Origin of the sequence: Paraburkholderia silviterrae (genome assembly GCF_004353915.1) — a bacterium.
GTDB lineage: Bacteria > Pseudomonadota > Gammaproteobacteria > Burkholderiales > Burkholderiaceae > Paraburkholderia > Paraburkholderia silviterrae.
The window spans coordinates 39,574-61,499 of record NZ_SMRP01000016.1; the positions used below are offsets into that span (position 1 = coordinate 39,574).

Genomic DNA, 21,926 nt, shown 5'->3' on the forward strand with positions numbered 1-21,926 from the left:
TATTGTTGGCGCTCTACGTTGATAGCATATTCGACAAGGGTAATTCATGGGAAAGCGACACCACGGTAAGATGACCGCTAAGGAAAACAGTAAAGGTGTTGAGGTAATAATCTGTGACGTAACGTGGTTTGACGCTACGACCACATATTCTGTTGCCAATTCGCCGGAACGGACCGCCGAATTGACATTTACAGCTGATGATTTGAATTACTTCGCCCGAGTACTTTTTGCTGAGGCAAGCGGTGCATCGATGTTGCCTGACCTCGAAACAAGAAAGGCAGAAAAAGAAGCGATCATAAACACGACATTCTTCAGAATCAACAGGAAGGGGTATCCTAATAACAAATATATAGCAACTACGTTTGCGGGGGTTTGTAATGCCGAAGGGCAATTTCAAACTGTGACTCCGAAACTTACCCAAAAAATGCAAAGTGTGATGGGGTCGCAGTATAAAAACTTAGGTGTGGGCGATTGTTCAGATTTGCAGGAGGCTATCGATGCGATTAAATTATTTATGGAGTCTGGTCCAAATTCTAAGTACACCTATGATAATTTTCGCGGGGGAGACAAAGGGCAAGGCAAGAACATCGGACATTCGCGTTTCTGGCTTTCGCCGGTTGGTGCGGGTATGGCTGCGAAAATTCCATGATGACTTTGGCATCGCATCGGTATTCTTCGCTCTTTTGGGACTGTGTTCTACCGATTCCAGCGCGTCCCCCTTACTAAGGCTCGAGGATGGGAAGGTCGCGATCATTCAAGATCAGGGAGACTACATCAAGTTTTCTCTTAGTAACGGCGAATCAGTTAGCGTTGATGACCACGGTGGGTTTCATTGGCCTCCCTTTTTTCGAGACAGAAATGGAAATTTTTACGTTGGTGACAAGATAATTTCGACTGCGCGCGGAGAAGTAGTTGAGAATAAGGGGAATCGTAATATCATAATGCTTGGTCCACACTATCAAATAGAGAGTTCGATGCAGCGGCCCGGCACGATCATGGTGCAGAGGGATGGAAAAAGATGTGAGGTCACGGCTAAAAATCTTAAATTTTCAAATGCAAACGTAACTAATATATCAACGCTAACCCTGAAGGACATTTCTTTCGTTGATTCTGACGGGCCACTCGTCGGATTGTTCAGGACCTCGATCGGCGACGCCGCAAGCGATATTCGCTATTGGACGGTGAGGATTGATCCTGCGTCTTGTCGGATGCGTGTGACTTCGCTGGGGAATCCGGACAATTTGATTGAGATTGGTTGGTCGCCAGAAGGTCATTGGTGGATTGTCGGTTCGATCGAAACTACATTGCTTCAATCGAAAGATGGAGAACACTGGACGGCCGCGGTTCTTTCGCCTGAGACATCACAGTTGGTGAGCGCCTACGTTTCAAACGATCACGAAATTTGGCTTGCTGCGAACGATGGGAGGATAGGTCAAGACACAGGCCCATCGATTGTGCACTCAGACGACGGCGGGCACACATGGGTGCCAATCAAGTGGGGGGATCCGGTCCTCAAGCGGTTGCCTCCTATCTGGTTTGAGGGGCAAATGCGTGTGAACGCGAAAGCTATCAATTGACAGGTTGCCTGCTCAACGTGGAGGCTTGCCGTTGTATTTAGATGGATCGATACGTTCAGTTGCGTGTGTCTATCTTGCCACTCACCATTCGTTAATATTTCTAAAAATCAGGTGAATATAAAAATATGCCTGTAGAACTGCCAGTTGTCGATCTTGATGAGTTGGATCCGTCACCGCCACGGTCGCTGACATGGTGCGCTTTGTTCGTCTTGGTTGTGATCGTTGGATGCGCAGTATCGATCTTTGAGTGGCCCAAAACCGAGCCAACCGGCACAGCTTGGTTTTGGTGTCGCTCGTTTGTGCTTCCGGCGCTGTTCTGGTGCGCTCTGTTTGGTCTCCGATTGCATTACTACAACGACGAGTGCGCGAAGATCGCAGCAGAGCTAGAAGAAAAGGTAACCCGTAGGAAGACGGCGATTGAATTTGCGAGTGAGCCACTGGCCGTGCTTGACTTCTCGTACGTCACTGCGCTTGGCATCTCCGGCTTGTCGGCGAAAATCGCGGAAGGAGAATCTGCACTTCGTGCACAAACTACTCGCGACGGTGACACGGGAGTCCGTCATACCGCACTGGCGTTCGATGATGGAACAAGCACACTGGATCTCCATCGGAAGTGTTTTACCGCGTTGCTGACACAACTCTCCGGTGCCGTCGGCGAACTTCCCCGTGACGTACCTCTGTATGCATACTTGGACGTACCAGTGACTCTTCTCAACGAAGGGCAACTGTTAGCGACATGGAACGCGTGCTGCGAAATGGCTCGGATGCGTCAAATGAAGACCGAGCTTCTTCCGGCAGGAGAGGGAATTATGGCGATCGATAAGTGGCTAGACGTGTCTGGAGGGCCGCGTCTTGAGAGAGTGGTTCTTTTCGTTTCCGTCGAGCTTCACGAACATACACTGAACGACAGTGGTGAAGCTGCGGTAGCGCTATTACTCGGCTGGGCTCCGCTGGTGGCGCGACGCCGCATAAATTCCGTAGCGATGTTGCACCGTCCAATCGAAGCAGACTCGAAAGCGCTAACTGAGAGTCTCTCAAAGGCGATGCTTTGGGGGAATTCAAAAGGTGCTGAAATTGAGGATGCTTGGACGAGCGGTTTGGTGGGAGAAGGAAGCGCGAGTTTCTTTCGATGCTCAACTGAACTCGCGATTGAATTTGTTAATACTCCGGAATTTTCGGGAATACACAATGTTGAGAACGCGTTAGGAAATTGCAGAGCGAGCGCGGAATGGCTCAATGTCGCTCTGGCGAGCGAGCACGCGGCGCTAACCGGAAAGCCGCAACTTACTATTTCGAGCGATAGAGCGTTGCGTATTTGCGTCGTACGCCCTCCTTTGCATCAAGGTAATGGCCCAATCGCTGGTGAGTTAGAGCAATCTGACTGACGATGCGATTGGACAAGGTAGGGAGAATTCAAGAAATGCCTCTCAGCCTATGAATATTCCAGGATTTTTTCCTACGAGGACTCGATTCTTCCCGCACGGACAGAGGACCAGATCCTGCTCTACGACAGCGCATCGATTTTTCTCGTCCATACCCTTTCCTGTGCCAAGGATCTTGAAAATTCCAGAACAGTCGCCACACGTTGCTTCATCGCCGTCAAGCGCAACGATCTTTCCGTTGTCGAACCGTTTTGATGACTGCGCGACAACTAGACCGCCAGTTGTGGTGGGGTCACCGTGTCGAACGACCGCTTTGCGCATAGCTGAATTCCTGATTGGGGAGTAGGTGTCTTAGGAAGTGTGGATAGGGAGATTGCGAAACGGGGCCATACTCAATCCTTGGTGGATCATTGTGACAATTGATGGAGAGCGCATGGCGCTGGAAATAAACCATCATGTTAATTTCATGAAGTATCGAGATAAAGCAGGGATTGTGAAATTTTCTAATCAATTGAGTTTGATTTGTCGCAGCGTAAGTCTGGCAATTGATGATATTTGACATATTGTCGAGATTCCGTTGTAGTACTTATCGAACGAAACGATCTACCAGCCTGAACTTTTCGCGTGATGGACTTCGAACTTGTTATTTGGACGAGATTTAGGGCATGACCGTACGCAAGGTATTATCCGGATATTTGATACTAGTCCCTGCGCTTACCGCTTTCATGGGGATCATTGCCTACTTCAACGGCTCTGACCTCGAACCGTCGGCTTTCCGTCGTGTGGGTTTTGTTGTCCTGGCTGGTGTTGTTGTCCTATCGCATCGTGCTTCTTTGACTGGCGTTTGGCGATTTGTTGCAAAACACACGCACGGCAAATCGGTGACGCAGTATGTTCGAGAGCCGGCTGCCCGGCTCCGCGCAGATGGGAATGCGAGTGCGTTCGACTTCAACGCGCACTCCTGCGAGACTCTCAAAAGTGCACTCAAAGACCGCCACGGCTGGCGCTGGCGTTACCGCGACCGCTGGATCCTGGTCGCCGGCGACGAGCCCCTCGTCAAACGTCTGGCCCCCGGCCTGGTCAACTCCGGCTACGCGATCACCGGCGACGCCGTCCTGCTCTACGCAAAGCAAACAAGCACCAAACTCGATACCGACTGGCTCGACCATATCCGGCGCCTGCGCCTGAGCCGCCCGATCGACGCGATAGTCGCAGTGACCCGCAACCGCGCAGCGCCAAGGTCCCCATTCGATGCCGACGAGCTAGCCCAGCGCCTCATGCGCCACGCGCGTGCGCTACGTTGGGCCGCGCCTACGTATCTGCTGAACGCGACGGATTTCGGCACTGAGCCTGCGGGCCCGGACGAGGCCATCGGTTTCACCTGGTCGAACGCCCGCGTGAATGCCGACGAAATTCACGCGTCACTGGACAGGCTCACGCACACCCTCGCGGACGCAGGCGTTGCGCGCATTGCACAGGACAACTCAGACCGCTATCCAGCCGAGTTGTCGCAACACGTCGAGATGTTGGGTGGTGCGCTGTCGGACCTCGTGCTGCAGACGGCTAACTCACGATACTGGCGCCAGCCGGTGCAAGGTCTTTTGTTCGCGCCGCTCTTCAAAGAGCGGCAACTGCCTCCGCCTACGCCTACGGAAGAGCCAGGCGAGGAAGCGGAAGGGGCCACCATTGCCCCACAGCACCGCTCAACATGGCAAACCATTGCCGACCACAGCCGAAAAGTCCACGGCCGCCGCGTCGGCTTCTCGCTCTCGGCGACAGCCGCATGGGCGACGACCGCCGCGATTGGTCTCTGGATCGCAGGCACGATGGTGTCGGGTTTCTCGAACCGCGAGTCGATCGGCGCTGCGAAAGACACACTCGCGAAGCTATACGGCGCTCAGGATCCCACTCAGGCGATGCAAACGCTGGACAGCCTCGACAAGCAGATCGACACACTCGAAACTCACCAGCGCGAAGGCGCCCCCTGGACAACCCGCTTCGGCCTGAACAGCGACCGCGCCTTGCTCGCTGCACTATGGCCAGGCTACGAAGACGCAGCAAACCGTGTCCTCGTTGCCCCGATCCGCCAAAAGCTCGAGGATCGCCTGCGCCAACTGGCTTCGATGTCCGACGAAGAGATAGCGAGCGGCGGCAGCGCTCAGACGCAGGCCGCCTACGACACGCTCAAGGCCTACCTGATGCTCGCGAAGCCGGAGCGCGCCGTTGCCTCCTTCCTGACTTCAGAACTCGTCGCGACGGCAATGCCTGCCCGCCCGCTCGACTCGCCGCTTTCATCCGGCACCTGGGAGGACCTGCGCCAGCACGCCATCGCTTTTTTTGCGGAGCATTTGGGTCATCGGATATCCACGAATGGTTCGTCGCTTGCCATCGTGCCGGATAGCGGCCTGATCGCCGCGACACGTCAGACGGTTATCGGCGTGCGCGGCATCCAGAACTCGACCGACACGGTCTACCAGCAGATTCTCGACGACGCCAAGCCCAAATATCCTCCGGCATCGCTGGCTACGCTGCTTGGCGACACCACCGGCCGGGGTCTGTTCAATACGACACAGACGATCCCGGGTATCTTCACACGCGAGGCGTGGGAACAGCGTATCTCGAAGGCGATCGACGATGCGAGCGAACAGGGCAACGTCGCCAGCGACTGGGTGCTTTCGGATGCGAAGACTGCGAGCCAGGCGCCTTCGACGCTGAAGGCCGAACTGCGTCAGCGCTACTTCGACGACTACACGCGGGCATGGGAACAGTTTCTCAACAGCATGCGCTGGCAACCCGCACCGACGCTGTCGGCAACGGCCGACCAGCTCACCTTGCTGGGCGATCCGCAACGCTCGCCGCTGGTGGCGCTCATGAATGCGATCGTGTATCAGGCTGGCGCCGGCGTGACGGAGCAATCGCTTTCGGACACGTTGATCAGCAAGGCCCAGCAGCTAGTCGGCGCCGACAACAAAGATCCGTCGAAGCAATCGCAGCCTCAGCTTGCACCGCTTGCGGTCGCATTCGGCCCGATCCTGCGCTTGACGGGCAGCGACCTCGTTTCCGCCACACCGGCGCAATCCGGCAAGGTGGCAGCGCAGCAGGCGACCACGGGCGACCTGAGCCTCGCTCGCTATCTCGAACGAGTCACGGCGATGCGGCTCAAGGTGCAGCAGATGGTGGCCAGCCCTGATACGGAGGCGATGTCGCGTGTCGCGGCGCAGGCGGTGTTACAGGGCAAGAGCTCGGACATCGCCGATAGTCGCGACTACGCAAGCCGCGTCGCCGCGAGTCTGGGCGAGCAATGGGCGGGCTTCGGCCAGCTATTCCGGGCGCCGCTGAACCAGACGTGGCAGGCTGTGGTGCAGCCTGCGGCGGCGAGCCTGAACGACATCTGGCGCAGTTCGATTCTGGCCGACTGGAATCAGGCCTTCGGTGGCCGCTATCCGTTTGCCGATTCGGACAACGATGCATCGCTGCCCGAGATGGCGCGCTTCATGCGTCCAGACAACGGCGTGATCGCCCAGTTCGTCACGACTCAACTCGCTGGCGTCGTCGAGCGGCAGGGAGACCGCTGGGTAGCCGCGCAAGGAGCGGATCGCGGCACGCAACAGGAAGCATTGCGGCTCGACCCGGCTTTCCTGGATGGTTTGAACCGGTTGATGCGGGTATCGACGGTGCTGTTCCCGTCTGGTGACGCGCATATCCGGTTCGATCTGCGCGGCGTGCCGGTATCGGGTATTACGGACATGCGGGTTGTGCTGCCGGGCAACGAGCTGCACTACTTCAACCAGAAGGAGGAGTGGGTACCGTTCGAATGGCCCGGCCAGTCGCTGGAAAACCTCTCGCACGTCGAATGGCAGATGGAGCAGGGCGGCCTGCGTTCTGCCCTCGACGCGCAGGGGCGGTTCGGGCTGATCCGGCTGCTCGAGCGGGCGCAGGTCTCCCAGCAGGACAACGCGCGCTATCTGCTGACGTGGGCTCCCGACGCGAGTCAGGGCATTGCGCTCAAGGTCCAGATGCGCAGCGATGCGGGCGCGGGTCCGCTCAACGTGCTGCAACTGCGGCACTTCACTCTGCCCACCCGGATCTTTGTGACGGGCGGTGCAAAGTCAGGACCCAAACTTTCGGCCGGCAGCCCGCCGCCGTTGCCGCCGGCTGCGCTCGCCGCTGCGAAACATGCGGCCATGCCATTACCGCAGGGTTCCGTGACGGAGGCCGAATGAAGCTCGGAGAATTGTTCAAGAGTCTCTTTCCGTCGCGCGAAGATGGCGGGGAACTTGCTCGCACGCGCCTCGATGCGTGGCTGCCGTGGTTGCAGCCGCTCACGGGCGAGGCCGGCGCTGGCCGCGATCCCGGCTACGAAGATGCTTTTTTCGAGCTCAGGGATGAGGCGGGCAAGCTCTCGGGTATCGACGAGAGTCTGATCACTCGTTCCTGCGAGCAGCTCTTGAAGGAGACCGGCAAGGATCTGCGTCTTTCGGGCTACTACACATTTGCGCGCTTGCGCCAGGACGGCCCATCCGGTTTTGCCGACGGGCTGGAACTGACCGCCGCGCTCGTCGACCGGTTTGGCGATGCCGTGCTGCCCGCAAGGGCCGAAGCGAAGAAAGGCGCGCTTGAAATGCTGGCGTCCGCACGCGTGCTGGATCTGCTCGAGAGCCGGGGCGAATTCGCATCGATGGATCTCGAGCGCGCGCTTGCGGCCCTCGATGTTCTGGTGACACTCACGGGCGCCTGGCCGGAGGTTGCGCGTCCGAACCTTCAACCGCTTGTATCGAGGTTCGAGCGCAGGGAAGCTGCCTCCAGTCGTGAAGCCGATTCCACCGTATCGTCCCCGGCTGTCACGGCGGGTCCTTCGGCCGGCCCGATCACTTCCACTCGCGATCTGCTCGACCAGGCACGCGCCATGGCAGCGTGGCTGCACGATCAGGAGAACGGCTACCTTCCATCGGTGCGGCTCGTGCGCAGCGTACGCTGGGACACGTTGCACGAAGTGCCGCCGTCGAATGCGGCGTCGCATACGCGACTGATGGCGCCGCGCGCCGAGTTGCGTCAGCAGATGAAACGGCTCGTGCTGCAGAAGCAGTGGCATGAACTGCTGGAACGTGTCGAGGGCGCTTTCATGGAAGGTGTCAATCACCTGTGGTTCGACTTGCAGTACTTCCAGCACGTCGCCCTCGATCACGTGGGTGCGCCATACGACGCGTGGCGCGAGTTGCTGCGCGCGGACTTTGCGCTTTTTCTCGAACGGCTGCCCGGAATTGAGCGGTTGTCGTTCAGCGACGGCACACCCTTCTCCGACGATACGACACTCGAGTGGATTGCCCGGCACGCGGTCGTGCGGGACCTTGAAGCCGGGGAGAGCGTGGCGCCCCTGCCTGTGTCGGCCGATAGCGAGGACGGGAGCGCCGGCGACTGGCCGGAAATCGAGGCGCAGGCAAGGGATCTGGCTGGGCGCGACGGTATCGACGCGGCGTTCGCGTGGCTCGAGGCGCTGCCGGGCATGAGGACCGGTCGTCACCGCTATCTGCAGCGGCTCGTGATGGCACGTCTCGCCGACCACGCGGGGCGTGCGGATACGGCGCTCGCGCTGCTTGCCGAGCTGGATTCGTCGGCGAAATCGCTGCCGCTCTCGCTTTGGGATCCCGCACTCGTCTTCGAGGTCAAGCATCAGTTGTTCAGGGCTCTAAAGGCTGTGAGCAACCGCAAGGATGCCGACAAGCTGGCGCTTGCGCGCCGTATCGGCGAATTGCAGGCCGAGATGACGGTCCTCGATCCCGCCCGTGCGTTGTCGTTGGCTCATTGAGGTCGCAGACGGCCGAATCAACAACAGGAAAACTCAGATGGACGATCCGATCCTGCGCTACTACGAAGCGGAAATGCGTTATCTGCGCGAGTCCGGCAAGGAGTTTGCGAAGGCGCATCCCGACCGTGCGCGCCTGCTCAACCTCGATCGCGTGGGCGACCGCGATCCGTATGTCGAGCGGCTCCATGAGGGTTTCGCCTTCCTCACCGGACGCCTCCAGCAGAAGCTCGACGACGAGCTGCCGGAACTCACCGAAGGGCTCGTGAGCCTGTTGTGGCCGCACTATTTGCGGATGATTCCATCGCTCTCGGTGGCCGAGTTGGTGCCGCTTCGGGAGAAGCTCCAGCGAACCGAAGCGGTGCCGGCCGGCGTGCCGGTGCGTTCAGCGCCGATCGGCGTGCCGCCCGCGGCAGGCGCCGAGGGCACGACACCACGCACCGTTCAATGCCTGTACCGCACCACTCAAGCTGTGATGCTGCAGCCGCTCACCATCACGCACGCTGGACCGACCGTACGGCATGATGGCCGCTCGGCTATTCGGCTGGGCTTCGAGCTTCATCATTCGGCGCAGCGCGAAGAAACGGACCTTTCGCGCCTGCGCCTGCACCTGAACGCCGATCTGCCGGTGGCGTTCTCCATGCATCTCGCGCTGACTCGCCAGGTCGATACGGTCCTGTGGCGCATTCCGGAAGTACGCGACGGCGATGCCGTGCCGCTTGCTGGAGTCACGTTCGAGCCCGCGGGTTTCTCGACTGAGGAGCGGTTGTGGCCCAAGGCCGATGCCGCGTTTTCCGGCTACCAGCTCCTGCTCGAATATTTTTCGTTCCGCGAGAAGTTCCTCTTCGTCGACCTGTGCGGGCTCGATGTCGCAAAGCTGCCCGCGGGCGCGACGCGATTCGAGCTCGAAATCGTCCTGAAGGATGCCTACCCATCAGATCAGCGTTTCAACAAGGACAATGTGCGGCTGTTCTGCTCGCCGGTGATCAATCTCTTTGAACTCGACGCTGAACCCATCGAAATCGACCACCACGAAACGGAGTATCGCGTCGTGCCAGCTGGTCATCATGGTGAGCATGTCGAAACATATTCGGTCGATGCGATCGAGGCGCTCGATCATGTGACGGGTGAGCGCTACGAATATGTGCCGTTCGCCACGTTCCGGCATCGCGGCGGCATGTTGCGGCACGAGGCGCCTGAGCGGTATTACCACGCGCGCGTGCGTCCTGGCGTATCGGGGTTGCACGAGACTTGGGTCGTCCTCGGCGGACACGCCTGGGAGACCATGGAGACGCTGCCGGAGGAAAGCCTTTCGCTGCGTGTGACTGGCACCAATGGGATGCTGCCGCGCAAGGGGCTGCGCGAGGCCAGCATCGGCGAGCTTGCCGCGAGCACGCCGAACGTTGCCGGCGTGCGCAATCTCGTCGCCCCCACCTTGCCGCTTTATCCGCCCACTGGCGACCGGTTCCAGTGGCGCGTGCTCTCGCATCTGGCACCGAACTTTCTTTCGCTGATGAATGCGGAAGTGCTGCGTGGCGCGCTGGCGCTCTACGACTGGACCGACGACGAACTGAACCGCCGGCGCCTCGCCGGCATACTCTGGGTCTCGCAGGAACTGCTCGAGGAGGTGTCGGGAGGCGCGGTCGAGCGCGGTGTGCTGATCGAGGTGACGCTAGATTCCCATGCGTTCGCGGGCGAGGGCGACGTGATGCTGTTTGGCGAACTGTTGCACCGGTTCTTTGCGTTGTATGCGGAAATCAATTTGTTCACGAAGCTCTCCATCGTGAGCCTGCCGTCGCAGACGCGCACAGTCTGGCCGCGCAGCAAGGCGCAGAGGGCGCCGCTATGAAACCGCAGGGTTGTCCCGATCTTGAACCGTTGGTCGCGTCGCTGCTTGCAGATGCGCCCCGGATGAGTTTCATGCAATTGTGCCGTCTGCTTGAAATGCGTGCGCCTGGTCTCCCGGGACTCGGAACGCGCGACACGCCTGAGCACGAACCCGTGCGTTTCGGGTCGTGGCCGCGTGTCGGATTTCCGGCGGCCGAAGTCGTCGCGGTCGACTTCGGAGATGTGCCGGGCGAAGCAGGCTCGACGGTTCCGCCCATCGTGCGAACGACTTTCATGGGGCTATATGGCGTCGATGCGGCGATGCCGTCGCATTTGGTCGATGACATCGTCCTGCGTGAGGAAGGGCACGAAGTTGTCGAATCGTTTCTCGACAGGTTCAATCATCGCTTCGTGACGCTGCTGTACCGCGCGTGGAAGAAATACCGATACCCGGAAAGCTTTCGTCCGGGCGGCAACGACGCCCATTCGCGCAACCTGTTGTGCCTGGCCGGATTTGGTTGGGGAGAGAAGCCTCAGCGCGTGGGGTTGCCGGACTCGCGCGTGCTTGCCCTGCTCGGTCTTCTCATTCAGCGTACGCGCACGCCCGAAGGGCTCGCTGGCGTCATTGCGCTAACGGCGCCTGGAGTAGAGGTGCGTGTCGACGAATTCTATACGGCGTACGCAAGCGCTGGCGCGCCGATGCCGCTCGCTTCGCATGACGCAGTTAGCGCTGCTGGACAGCCGCGCAAAGGGTTGGGTGGCGGCTATGTGCTCGGCAAGCGGCTTGCGTACCGTAGCCGCGCAGCGCGCGCGACCTTGCGGCCGGCAGGTGCGCAACAGGCTCACGATCTGTTGCCTGGGGCATGGTTGCATCGAGAATTGATGGCCGTTGTTCAGCTCTATATCGGTGTAAAAGCCGATGTCGTTTTGCGCATGGAACTCTCGACGCGGTTTGTTCCCGCATCGTCCATCGCGACTGTTCACGCCGGCCTTTCACCGCGACTCGGCTGGACCACGGTTTTGCCGGCTGAGAGCGAACGCATGATCAACATCGCGCTCGGCGTCTGCGAAGCCATCCCGGCGCCCGCGCCCAATCCGTATCTGACTCCCCAACATGTTTGAGCAAGGAAACCCGATGTCCCGACGCCTCGTTGCTGCTGTCGCTTTTGCTGTTACACCCATTCTGCTGCTCTCGGGGTGCGGCGCGTGGCAGGCCGTCTCCGATGGCACGTCGAGTGCGTTTCGCTTCGTCTTCTATCGCCAGGTCAAGGTGCTCAACGTCGATCTTGCAGCACGCGATGCGCTCAATCCCGACGACGCAGGCAGATCCACGTCGGTGGCCGTGCGGGTGTATCAGCTCAGGGACCGTAAGCTCTTCGATGGGGCTTCCTACAATGATCTCTTGAAGAATGACCGAAACGTACTTGCCCAAGACTTGCGGGACAACATGGCGGCAGTGTTGAATCCCGGTGCGTCGGCAAGCCTCTCGCAGCCGATGAAAGCCGATACGCAGTACGTGGCCATCGTCGTGTTCTACCGAAATCCGGGCAGCGGCGATGGCTGGAAGTACGTGATTGGGAAAAAGAAGCTCGATGCAGACAAGCCATTGAAGCTCGAGCTAGTTGATCAGCTTCTGCTTGCCGGAGGCGAATCGCCCGGGAGACCCACGAAGTGATGTCCCGGTTATTCCCTAAGTAGGTAAAGCCGCCTGTATCACAAACAGGCGTTGTATTAACGAAGACGCGTTGAATTCAGCGAACTCGTGCGCCAGCTCAAACAGTAATATGCGAGAACTCATTGCTGCCATAGCAGTACTGTCGTCAATGGTCTTTCCCGGGGGATGTGAGGATGAGACACCCGTAGGGAAGGCTCAAATCGTAGGCGCATTTCAATTCCAGGAATATACGGATCATTTGCCAGCGTATTCTGCCGGGTCAACTAGCTACAATTATTTTACGATCAAGTACGGGCGGCTATTTCCCACACCGGTCTATTTCCCGGTTGATAAATACAAGACTGACCGAATCGATGAAATTGTTCGTTTGCCGTCAGATCGATTGGCATGGCTTCTTCGCGTCGGAGATAGCGTTGCGTTGATGACGATGGGCTCGGAGCGTCCAGTTCTGACGCCGCTTTGGAACATGGACGACGAACGCCGTCAAGGTGTGCAGATGAAGCGTATCGACGATCATCGGTGGTATATCCCAGACGTCCGCCGTGAAGGCACGTACCCGAACTACATCGAGCGAGGCGGACGACTGTTCAATGGGATGCAGTTGACACAGCATTGGTTGCCGGCCCGGCCGGGGATCGTCAACTACGCAAATGGGAGATGCGAATTCGTGAGCGTTTCGCCAGACGAGTCCTCAGTGGCGTGGTTTGTCGTGAGCGGTTCCAGTCCAGTTCGGCATCAACTCATGGTAACCGATGGTCGCGCACCTGAGCTACCGCCCATTGATCTTGATAACGAGTTCATGAAGCGCAACCCCGAGCCCGATATCCCCCTTAAAAACTCAAATGATGTGGGGGTGCTCAGTCCATATGAGGCGTGGTTTGAGCGATCGTTTCACTGGACTCGCGGTCCTGACAACCGATGGCGCATAGTCCAGACCGCATCCCGATGAACGTAGCTTAGTTGCGATATTGCGTCCCGGGTTCTTCGTATGTCGGAGCGTCGGAGGCGGCAATTGTGGTCGATACTTCTCCGCAGGCCTTCATCGATGATTGGCTTCCTCATTACCCGGACCTATCCGGCATTTTGTGGGCGAGGCATATCATAAGAGGTAAAAATCATGGATATGCCGATGAAGAGGAGACGCACGGTAGCTTCGCAGGCAGCGGCTCGCGGGCCTCTGCCTGAATTGCCCGCGGAACTGCTCGATCAACTGGTCAAGGGGCCGATGACGCCGGGTGAAGTACAGGACCTGATGCTGGCGTTCAACAAGGCGCTCATCGAGCGTGCAATGGGTGCGGAGATGAACCTGCATCTGGGCTACCAGCCGGGCCAGGCCAAGCCACCCGGACAGGCCATCGAACGCAACGGCGCCAGCGGCAAGACGGTGATTACCGATGGGGGGCCGGTGCGTGTCGAGGTCCCCCGCTACCGCGACGGCAGCTTCGAGCCCATCCTGATTCCCAAACACGAACGCCGCTTCACCGGCTTCGACGAGCGCATCATCGCGATGTACGCGCGCGGCGTGAGTGTGCGCGAGATCCAGGCGTTCCTGGCCGAGAGCTATGGCACCGAAGTGTCGCCCGACTTCATCAGCTCGGTGACCGACGAGGTGATGGCCGACGCCCTGAGCTGGCAGAGCCGCCCGCTCGAGGTGATGTATCCGGTGGTGTTCTTCGACGCGCTACGGGTCAAGATCCGCGATGACGGCGTGGTCAGCAACAAGGCCGTGTATCTGGCTCTGGGCATCCAGGCCGACGGCCAGCGCGACGTGCTGGGCCTGTGGATCGAGCAGACCGAGGGCGCCAAATTCTGGCTCAAGGTGTTCAGCGAGCTCAAGACCCGCGGCTGCCGGGACATCCTGATCGCGGTCGTCGATGGCCTGAAGGGGCTGGCCGAAGCGACTGGCACGGCTTACCCTCGCACCACCGTGCAGACCTGCATCGTGCATCTGATCCGCAACAGTCTGGAGTACGCCAGCTACAAGGACCGCAAAGCGCTCGCCGCGGCCCTGCGCCCGATCTATGCCGCCAGTAGCGAACAGGCTGCGCAGCTTGCCCTGCGAGCGTTTGCTGACGGCCCCTGGGGGACAAGGTATCTGACGATCGTGCAATCCTGGCAGCGCGCCTGGGAGCATGTCACGCCGTTCTTCGTGTTCACGCCGGAGATTCGGCGGGTTGTGTACACAACCAACGCCATCGAAAGCCTGAACATGCAGTTACGCAAGATCATCAAGACCCGGGGCCACTTCCCGAATGACGAAGCGGCTATCAAGCTGCTCTGGCTGGCATTGCGCAACGTGCTGGCCAAGTCGGTACGCGCAGCCTTCGACTCGAAATCCGCCATGAACCCGTTTGCTATCCTGTTCGGTGATCGATTCACACAGGCGCGTGGATAACGATTTGTTCAACCGCCTCGCCCACAAAAATGCGGACAGGTTCGAAATCGCCGAATTCACGCGAAGAGATTTCTTCTCGTAGACGATGGAAGATCCAGTTCTCGGCCAACTTGGCGACGACTCGTCGATTCGAGTATCGAGCCTTTCTGCTCTCCGTTATTCAAGATTCTCCGTATGCAGGTGAGAATACCGGTATAGGTGTCGCGATCTGGAGGCTCAAGCTGAAGTTCCTGTTGGAGGTCAGCAAAGCGTTCTTGCAACGAGTGCCACCCCCACAACGCCCCACTGCACGGCGGCAACAATCAAACTCGCCCGTTGTAATCCGATCGTTCCTCGTACCCGCGCGTTCAGCGGGCGGCCGGCCTTTGCTGCGCTGATCCATCCGAGATAGGTCAGCGCCTCATCCAATCCAGCCAAGGTCTCGTCGATTCCAGATTCGGGCGCCAGCGCATAATCTGCCATCGCTGCAAACAGCCTGCGGTCGATCGCAATCCTCACTGCGTACCACAACGCACCTAACCCCGAAGCAGTGCTGACGAAGGCGAGCAACGAACCAGCCAACGGCGCCTGCACCCAACCCGTTGCTATCCACCATCCCGCAATCGCGGCAATGAATGCTGCGACCACACCCCACATACCTGCGTCGAGCGCGCCGCGCGCAGCGGCAATCCGAAACATATCGCGGCGATCACTCATCAAGCCTCCGTCATCGCGCAATGGCGATCGATCCAGTCTTGCAGCACGGAGATGCTTTCGTCGGAGCACACCGCTCGCGGTTGTCGCTCGCGCACCGCCGCGAGTGCGGCGCGTGCATCCGTGAGCCCTCGTTGTCTTGCTATCCACGCGGCCGCGCACAGGACGCTGCGCCCGTAGCCGAGCGCACAGCAAACGAGCACGTCACGGCCTTCGCGGTGCATACACCCGAGCGCGGCGAGCGCCCGCTCCAGTTGCTGCATGGAGGGTGCGACGAGATCGAGTTGTGGAACGGCCGAATAGGCGCACGAAGCATCGAGCGATACCCAACGCGGCATTTCCGCTGTCAAATCGACCAGACCCGTGAAGCCGCGGCGGAGCAAATCGCCGCCAGTCGGTGTGCGGCCTATCGATAGTCTCTCGTCGATGCGTACAGGCGCTGGCCGCCGCCAGGTCCAGGCGCGGGAATTGACGAATGCGCCGGCAATCGTCGGCGCGAATAATATCAACATAGGCACCGGAAAGTGTCCCAGCACGTCCTTCTGGAAGGCTTTCGCGTTGCCGCGGCAATAGACCCATGCGACGCACGCTAGTCCCAACGCGCCCCAGCCGGCGACAAGCGCCCACTCCACCGCGCGAGGAATACACGCGATAGCCGCCAAACCGGCAACACAGGCCGCAGCCGTATAGCGTAGGGCAAGCGCGCGACGGCGAGTGCGCGATGCAACATCATCGTCCGGGGGCGCGCTAGCCATGTTGCGCAACGGGAACAAGAACAATGCGAGGCAGCCGACCGCCGCGCCAGTCGGAACGTCGATCACATGATGTTGCCAGGTCGTCAGTACCGAAACGCCAATCGCCGCAAACCACAGATGCATTGCAAGGCGCGCCGCTCTATTGCGTAGATGCCTTGCATAGACCGCCCAAAGCACGACCAGTAATGCGATGTGCAGCGAAGGGGCCTGGTTGTACGGCTTGTCGAAGCCCATCAGCAGCGTGATCAGCGTGCCGGCTACACCGTCCGTGGCAGGGCGCGCGAAGTCGTAACGCAATGGCCACAGGATAAAGCACGCGACCGAAATGAGTTGCACGGTCAGCAAGCGCTTCACGTGGTCGAGCAGGTCGTCGCGACGGGTCCAGAAGAAGAATGAAAGCGCATATAGAAAATCGATTGACCAGTACGGGACGATCGACCAGGGTACAAACGGAATCGCACGCTCCCATCCGAACGAAAACGATGGCACGTAGGCGCGCTGCGTAGCCAGCCAGTTGGCAAGACCGTAGGTCGAGAAGAATACCGCGCCCATGAGGGTGAGCCAGCCGAATTGCATTGCGAACGTCGCCTTGCGTTCGCTACCCGCGACATTTGCGGCGGCATTGGTCGAACGGCCAACCGACTCGCTCATGCTGCTGCAACCCGCTGCGCGAGGCTGACGGTAAAGATACCCGCCGCATCGATGCGTTGCTCGATCTTGCGAAACCCGGCACGTGCGACGAGCTCGTCCATTTCAGCCTGACAGCGGCGGCGCATCACCCAGGTTGCATCGCCGCGATGATTGTTGAGTGCGCGGGCGATGAACTCGAGTTGCGGGTGCCATGGTTGGCAGGTATAGACGATATAGCCTCCTGCTGGCACTGCCTGAGCGAGGCCGCGCAGAGATCGCTCGATCAGCGAATTTTCACCAAACAACTCGTAGAGACCAGACACAATCGCCAATGTAGGGTGCGGCTCGAGTGCGGCGAGTGAGGCTTCGTCGAATGCGTCGCCTTTTTCAAACCGTGCGATAGTCTCCAGGCCGCGTTGTGCAATCAGCGTGCGTCCCGCCGCGACGTTCGTCGGGCTGTAGTCGCGAAGCACGATGTCGTCGGGCGGGGCACCTTCGCGCACTGCCGCCGCAATGGCGTCGAGCAAGTAACGGCCGTGGCCGGCGGCAATGTCGACGATCCGCACGGCTGTGCCGCCACCGCGCAGACGGCCGATCGCTGAACCGATCAGTTCTTCGAGATGGACTTTGCGCTGGCGAATACCAACCCAGCCCGGCGAATCCAGATACGCGCGATCAATCATTCGCCCGATACCGAGATTCCCCTTCGCGTCGTTGCGATAGACATAGTCGAGCGTCGAGCCCGAATCGAAGCCGAGCTTCAGCCCAAGCGCAATGCCGTCCGATAGCGTGCCCGCAGCTTTGAGTCCCGCGCGTGTGGCGGTCCAATAAGCGCGAGCGACCGGATTCGTCGCCGGCCGGATCAAGGCCGTGTATTCATCGTGGAATGCGCCGCTCCGGTCGGCGTCGACAAGCGAGACCCGCGGCGCTGGCGCATCGAATTCACGCAGCACGAACGCCCGCGAGGGCGCAAGCGCCTGTGCGCGGTCGCGCTCGCCGAGCGTATCGTGATAGAAACCAGGCAGTTCGATACGCTCTTTGCGTACCGAGCCGAGGCGCTCGAAGAAGCGATCCTGTGGGCCGCGATGAACGACCCAGTCCGCTCCGGAAATCAGCAGTTGGGTGGGCACCGTGATCGCGGCTGCATCGGCGACGATGCGTTGTGCGGTGTCGTGCACGTCGAGCAGCATGTTGACGGCAATCGGGCGCGTGATTAGCGGATCGGCTGCATAGCTCGCGATTCGCTCGGGGTCGTGGGTCAGGAATTTGGGTTTGACATAGCTGTTCACGTAGAACAGGCCACGCAGCTTGTGCATCAGCCGCAGCCCGGGCCGTGCGAACGGTACGTAGAGCTTGATATGGAAGGCCGGCGATGCGAGAACGAGGCAGCGCACCGGCGGCGCATAGTCGTGCACCCACGCTGCAGCCAGCACCGCGCCAACGCTCTGGGCCACAACGGCGAGATCTTCGGTTGCGATGTCGTAAGCGTCCCGAATGTGATCGACAAACACTTGCAGTTCGCGTACCGATGCGCCTACGCCCGGGCTGTATCCGCGTGCGCCGGGCGAGCGGCCATGGCCACGCGCATCCCAGGCGAAAAACGCGAACTCGGGCAAATCAAGTTCGTCGACGAGGTGCGCGACGCGCCCCGAATGTTCGTGGCCGCGATGCAGAAGCACGATGGCGCCGCGGCAGCGAGTGCCTGTAGCGGGCCAGTAGCGATAGAAGAGGCGCTCGCCGTCGTGGGTGATGAACTCCGTTTCTTGCGCAGTGCGTGCAGTCAAGTCATGCCTCCCGGTTCTTCGATGGTATCGAATTTGTGCTGCCAGGCGGCAACATATCGTTCAACTATCGGTTTCGGCAATTCCCGCATACACACGCCGAACAGCCGTCATGATCGAAAGCAAGATCAACAGCCGCCACAGCCAGGCAGCAATGGCGCCAACCGGCAGCCCAATGCCGATCCATAAAGCGAAAGCGCCAAGCGCGAGCGCCCGATCGCTTTTACCGAACGGGCCGTCGTAGCGACGGCTTGCACCAACGAGCGGGCCGATCAACCCCGCGCTTTCGACAATCACAGCGGTGAGCGCGAAGAGCCAGACGTCCGCCGGCATTAACGCAGGCGCGGCGAGAAACGGCAATACGAGCGCGACGTCCGAAACGATGTCGCCAAGCTCGTTCAGATAGGCGCCGAGCGTGCTTTTCTGCCTATGCTCGCGCGCCAGCATGCCGTCGATCGCATTGAGGGCCATCCGGATAAACAGCCACAACGGGATCATCAGGAACAGTGGTCGAACGAACATACCGAGTCCGGCGAGCGCACCGACAACGATCGACCCGCCGGCTGCGAAGAGCGTGACCTGGTTTGCTGTGACGCCGCGGCGGGCAAGAGAATCGGTCAGCGGCCGCAGCAGATTCTGAAATTTTGGTTTGAGTGCGTAGAGGCTCATTGTGGCTTGCGCGTGCAAAGTAAAATGTGTCGCTCGGCAAGGTCCGGTGCCGGCTTTTTCCCCGGAGCGGGAAAAAGCCGATAATATCATCGAAGAGGTTTAAAACATCAACGGCAGGCAACGAAGGTTGCGTTAATAGCACGCTGTGTGGATGCGTTTAGAATCTTTAAAGATTTTTGATATTGATTTGATGTGGCTATGCAACGGGGATAAATTCCTGTGCTAACCCGAATTTGCACGGCGTGGCCTGTCGCTATCCTCTGAACCCTGTCTCTCCATGAATATCTGTGATATCTGGCAGCGCGATTTTCTGCTCGGCATCGTGCGCCTTGTCGCAGGCGCGTATCCGGTCTGGCACGAGGCACCGTCACCGAAGCAGAAAATCTACTTTTCGAACCACACGAGCCACGTCGACACGCTCGCGATCCTCGCCGCGCTGCCGCGTGACGTGCGCGCGACTGTGCGGCCGGTTGCGGCACGCGACTACTGGGACAAAGGCAAGTTCAGGCGTCACATCGCGCAGAATCTGTTGAACGTCGTGTTGATCGACCGGCATCGCGAGACCGGTGGTGATCCACTCGATCCGGTGCGCGATGCGCTCGCCCAGGGACACTCGATCATCCTTTTTCCAGAGGGCACGCGTGGTGCGGATGCATTGCCGCAATCGTTCAAGAGCGGGCTGTTTCATCTTGCGACCGAGTTTCCGGATGTTGCGCTCGGGCCTGTCTATCTGGAGAACCTGCAGCGGATCATGCCGAAAGGTGCGATCTGGCCCGTACCACTGATCTGCAAGGTGCACTTTGGCGCGGACGAATGGCGTGGCCAGAACGAAGACAAGGCGTCGTTCCTCACCCGCATGCGCGACGCCATCGTCAGGCTCGCGCCGCATCGGGCCGCGGGCTAAACGCGGCCTCTCCCTCTACATCAAGACATCGATATGCGCACACTCTTTTGGGAACTGGTTGGCGGCGTTGCTGCCGTGCTCACCGTTGCAACCGTCGTTGGGGCGGTTCTCGGCGCGCGTAGCGGCGGCGAGAATCCGACGATCGTCAACCTGAACCAGCGCATTCATGCCTGGTGGGCGATGATCGCGGTGATGGCGATCGCAATCGGCCTCGGAAACAACGTGACCTATGGTGTATTTGCGTTGCTCTCCTACCTGACGCTGCGCGAGTTCATCACGCTTACACCAACGACGGCGAGCGATCACACCACGCTCTTCATCGCATTTTTTATTGCGATTCCGGTTCAGTATCTGCTGCTCGCGATCGGCTGGTATGGAATGTATTCGATCTTCGTGCCTGTGCACCTGTTCTTCGCGATGTCGCTTGTCTCCGCGCTCACGCAGGACACCCGCGAGTTCCTCAGCCGCAACGCGAAGATCAACTGGGCGCTGATGGTCTGCGTCTATGGGTTGAGCCATGCTCCCGCAGTGCTCATCCTGGACATACCTCATTACGCGGGGCAGAACGCTCTGCTGCTATTCTTTTTCCTTGTCGTCGTGCAGATCAGCGACGTGCTGCAGTATGTGGTTGGCAAGCTCTTCGGACGCCGCAAAATTGCTCCACGCCTGTCGCCCTCGAAGACCGTCGAGGGCTTTGTAGGAGGCGGCCTGCTTGCGACGTTGTGCGGTGCTGCACTTTATCGTGTAACGCCGTTTAGCTTTGGTGCTGCTTTCGGCATTTCGCTTGCGATTGTGATTGCCGGCTTCATTGGTGGACTTGTGCTCTCTGCCGTCAAGCGCTCGCTCGACGCGAAGGACTGGGGCACGATGATTGCGGGCCACGGTGGCGTGCTCGATCGCGTCGATTCGATCTGCTTCGCTGCGCCGGTGTTCTTCCACCTCGTGCGTTTCGCCTACACCTAAGCAATCGGGGAGAGGGAAATATCCGGCATGCCCAAGATATCCGAGGTGTTTTAAAGCTGTTTCGTGAGAGGACGGTTGTGCGCTCACCCATCCCCTCACAACACATTCAACATCGCCAGCGCCGTCTCCTGTAAATGCGGGAGCACGCGCTTCACTGCCGCCTCGGCGTCTTCGTTTCCAATCGACATATTGGTGCTGAGCGCGGCGACCACTTCCCCGCTGCGATTACGCAACGGCACGGCCACCCCTCTCACGCCCACCTGCAACTGCTGCTCGATGAGCGCATAGCCATCCGCGCGCGCTCGCACGATCTTCTCGCGTAGCCGTGTGGCGCTCGTAATCGTATGCGGCGTGAACGGCGCGAGCTCGACCGTATCGAGCCACGCCGAAACCGCTTGCTGATCCTCCTGATACGCAAGCAGCACCACCCCCGGCGAGATCAGCGGCGCGGGCACGCGCGCGCCAAGCACGAATCCGGTGGTCATCACGCGCGAGACGCCATTGCGCGCAATCACCACGAGCTCCCAGCCGTCGAGCACGCTCACATAGGCCGACTCGTTGAGCGTCGCGCTCAGTTGCTGCAGATACGGCTGCACGGTACGCGGCAGGCGCGCCGAATCGAAGTACGACCAGCCCACGCGCAGCACGCGCGGCGTGAGGCCGAATAAGCGTCCATCGGTATAAACGTAGCCCAGCGATTCGAGCGTCAGCAAATAACGTCGCGCGGCGGTGCGCGAGAGCCCGGTGCGTTCTGCCGCCTGGGTCGCGGTCATGCGCGCGTGCTGATTGTCGAAGGCCTCGAGAATGGCGAGGCCTTTTTCGAGGCCGGCGATCCAGTCGCGTTTGGCGAGCGTCGTAGTTTTCATCAGTAG

General features: G+C 59.6%; 18 protein-coding genes. 12 read left to right on the forward strand and 6 right to left on the reverse strand.

The genetic code is table 11. The features are described 5' to 3' along the window. The first annotated feature begins 46 nt into the window (after positions 1 to 46). The 3 genes from EYW47_RS26235 to EYW47_RS26245 all read left to right on the forward strand — a co-directional run bounded on the left by EYW47_RS26235 (position 47) and on the right by EYW47_RS26245 (position 2,962). Positions 47 to 649, forward strand: a complete 603-nt coding sequence (locus EYW47_RS26235; protein WP_133197760.1) for a hypothetical protein — start codon at positions 47 to 49, stop codon at positions 647 to 649. 325 nt (positions 650 to 974) lie between these two features. Continuing rightward, complete coding sequence (locus EYW47_RS26240; protein WP_133197761.1) at positions 975 to 1,577, forward strand: WD40/YVTN/BNR-like repeat-containing protein; 603 nt, start codon at positions 975 to 977, stop codon at positions 1,575 to 1,577. A gap of 125 nt (positions 1,578 to 1,702) precedes the next feature. Further along, positions 1,703 to 2,962: a hypothetical protein gene (locus tag EYW47_RS26245; protein WP_133197762.1), complete on the forward strand. Its 1,260-nt coding sequence runs from the start codon at positions 1,703 to 1,705 to the stop codon at positions 2,960 to 2,962. Positions 2,963 to 3,004: 42 nt separating this feature from the next. On the opposite strand, the gene EYW47_RS26250 is transcribed toward EYW47_RS26245, so the two are convergent. Continuing rightward, entirely contained in the window at positions 3,005 to 3,280 is a 276-nt protein-coding gene (locus EYW47_RS26250; RefSeq protein WP_133197763.1) for a PAAR domain-containing protein, read from the reverse strand. Between the two features lie 344 nt (positions 3,281 to 3,624). Here EYW47_RS26250 and EYW47_RS26255 point away from each other — a divergent pair, with 344 nt between their 5' ends. The 7 genes from EYW47_RS26255 to EYW47_RS26285 all read left to right on the forward strand — a co-directional run bounded on the left by EYW47_RS26255 (position 3,625) and on the right by EYW47_RS26285 (position 14,659). Beyond that, the gene (locus EYW47_RS26255; protein ID WP_133197764.1) at positions 3,625 to 7,182 is read left to right on the forward strand and encodes an ImcF-related family protein; all 3,558 of its coding nucleotides are present in this window, start codon (positions 3,625 to 3,627) and stop codon (positions 7,180 to 7,182) included. Further along, a complete protein-coding gene (gene tssA, locus EYW47_RS26260; protein ID WP_133197765.1) occupies positions 7,179 to 8,765 on the forward strand; it encodes a type VI secretion system protein TssA in 1,587 nt (528 codons plus the stop codon). Before EYW47_RS26255 ends, tssA begins: the two co-directional genes overlap by 4 nt. Positions 8,766 to 8,802: 37 nt before the next feature. Further along, positions 8,803 to 10,611, forward strand: coding sequence for a type VI secretion system baseplate subunit TssF (tssF, locus tag EYW47_RS26265; protein ID WP_133197766.1), 1,809 nt, complete (start codon positions 8,803 to 8,805; stop codon positions 10,609 to 10,611). Further along, the gene (gene tssG, locus EYW47_RS26270) at positions 10,608 to 11,711 is read left to right on the forward strand and encodes a type VI secretion system baseplate subunit TssG (protein ID WP_133197767.1); all 1,104 of its coding nucleotides are present in this window, start codon (positions 10,608 to 10,610) and stop codon (positions 11,709 to 11,711) included. Before tssF ends, tssG begins: the two co-directional genes overlap by 4 nt. A gap of 13 nt (positions 11,712 to 11,724) precedes the next feature. Further along, positions 11,725 to 12,264, forward strand: coding sequence for a type VI secretion system lipoprotein TssJ (tssJ, locus tag EYW47_RS26275; protein WP_240763929.1), 540 nt, complete (start codon positions 11,725 to 11,727; stop codon positions 12,262 to 12,264). 70 nt (positions 12,265 to 12,334) lie between these two features. Next, entirely contained in the window at positions 12,335 to 13,213 is an 879-nt protein-coding gene (locus EYW47_RS26280) for a hypothetical protein (RefSeq protein ID WP_133197769.1), read from the forward strand. Positions 13,214 to 13,387: 174 nt separating this feature from the next. Then, positions 13,388 to 14,659: an IS256 family transposase gene (locus EYW47_RS26285; RefSeq protein ID WP_133197863.1), complete on the forward strand. Its 1,272-nt coding sequence runs from the start codon at positions 13,388 to 13,390 to the stop codon at positions 14,657 to 14,659. A gap of 240 nt (positions 14,660 to 14,899) precedes the next feature. Here EYW47_RS26285 and EYW47_RS26290 read toward each other — a convergent pair whose 3' ends face one another. From EYW47_RS26290 to EYW47_RS26305, 4 genes are read right to left on the reverse strand one after another with little or no spacing between them, the layout of a single operon-like run. Beyond that, positions 14,900 to 15,355, reverse strand: coding sequence for a hypothetical protein (locus EYW47_RS26290; RefSeq protein ID WP_133197770.1), 456 nt, complete (start codon positions 15,353 to 15,355; stop codon positions 14,900 to 14,902). Continuing rightward, positions 15,355 to 16,758 carry a phosphatase PAP2/dual specificity phosphatase family protein gene (locus EYW47_RS26295; RefSeq protein WP_133197771.1) on the reverse strand — a complete coding sequence of 468 codons (1,404 nt, stop codon included), beginning with the start codon at positions 16,756 to 16,758 and terminating at the stop codon, positions 15,355 to 15,357. Before EYW47_RS26295 ends, EYW47_RS26290 begins: the two co-directional genes overlap by 1 nt. Continuing rightward, complete coding sequence (locus EYW47_RS26300) at positions 16,755 to 18,521, reverse strand: bifunctional alpha/beta hydrolase/class I SAM-dependent methyltransferase (RefSeq protein WP_133197772.1); 1,767 nt, start codon at positions 18,519 to 18,521, stop codon at positions 16,755 to 16,757. Before EYW47_RS26300 ends, EYW47_RS26295 begins: the two co-directional genes overlap by 4 nt. 60 nt (positions 18,522 to 18,581) lie before the next feature. Next, on the reverse strand, positions 18,582 to 19,187 hold the full coding sequence (locus tag EYW47_RS26305; RefSeq protein WP_133197773.1) for a CDP-alcohol phosphatidyltransferase family protein: 606 nt from the start codon (positions 19,185 to 19,187) through the stop codon (positions 18,582 to 18,584). 277 nt (positions 19,188 to 19,464) lie between these two features. Between EYW47_RS26305 and EYW47_RS26310 the strand changes: the two genes are divergently transcribed. Both EYW47_RS26310 and EYW47_RS26315 read left to right on the forward strand, forming a co-directional pair. After that, entirely contained in the window at positions 19,465 to 20,091 is a 627-nt protein-coding gene (locus EYW47_RS26310) for a lysophospholipid acyltransferase family protein (protein ID WP_133197774.1), read from the forward strand. 33 nt (positions 20,092 to 20,124) lie between these two features. Continuing rightward, positions 20,125 to 21,054 (forward strand): phosphatidate cytidylyltransferase, encoded by a 930-nt coding sequence (locus EYW47_RS26315; RefSeq protein ID WP_133197775.1) that lies wholly within the window; start codon positions 20,125 to 20,127, stop codon positions 21,052 to 21,054. A gap of 95 nt (positions 21,055 to 21,149) precedes the next feature. Here the strand turns inward: EYW47_RS26315 and EYW47_RS26320 are convergent, their stop codons facing one another. Beyond that, positions 21,150 to 21,920, reverse strand: a complete 771-nt coding sequence (locus EYW47_RS26320) for an IclR family transcriptional regulator domain-containing protein (protein WP_133197776.1) — start codon at positions 21,918 to 21,920, stop codon at positions 21,150 to 21,152. Positions 21,921 to 21,926: the final 6 nt, after the last annotated feature.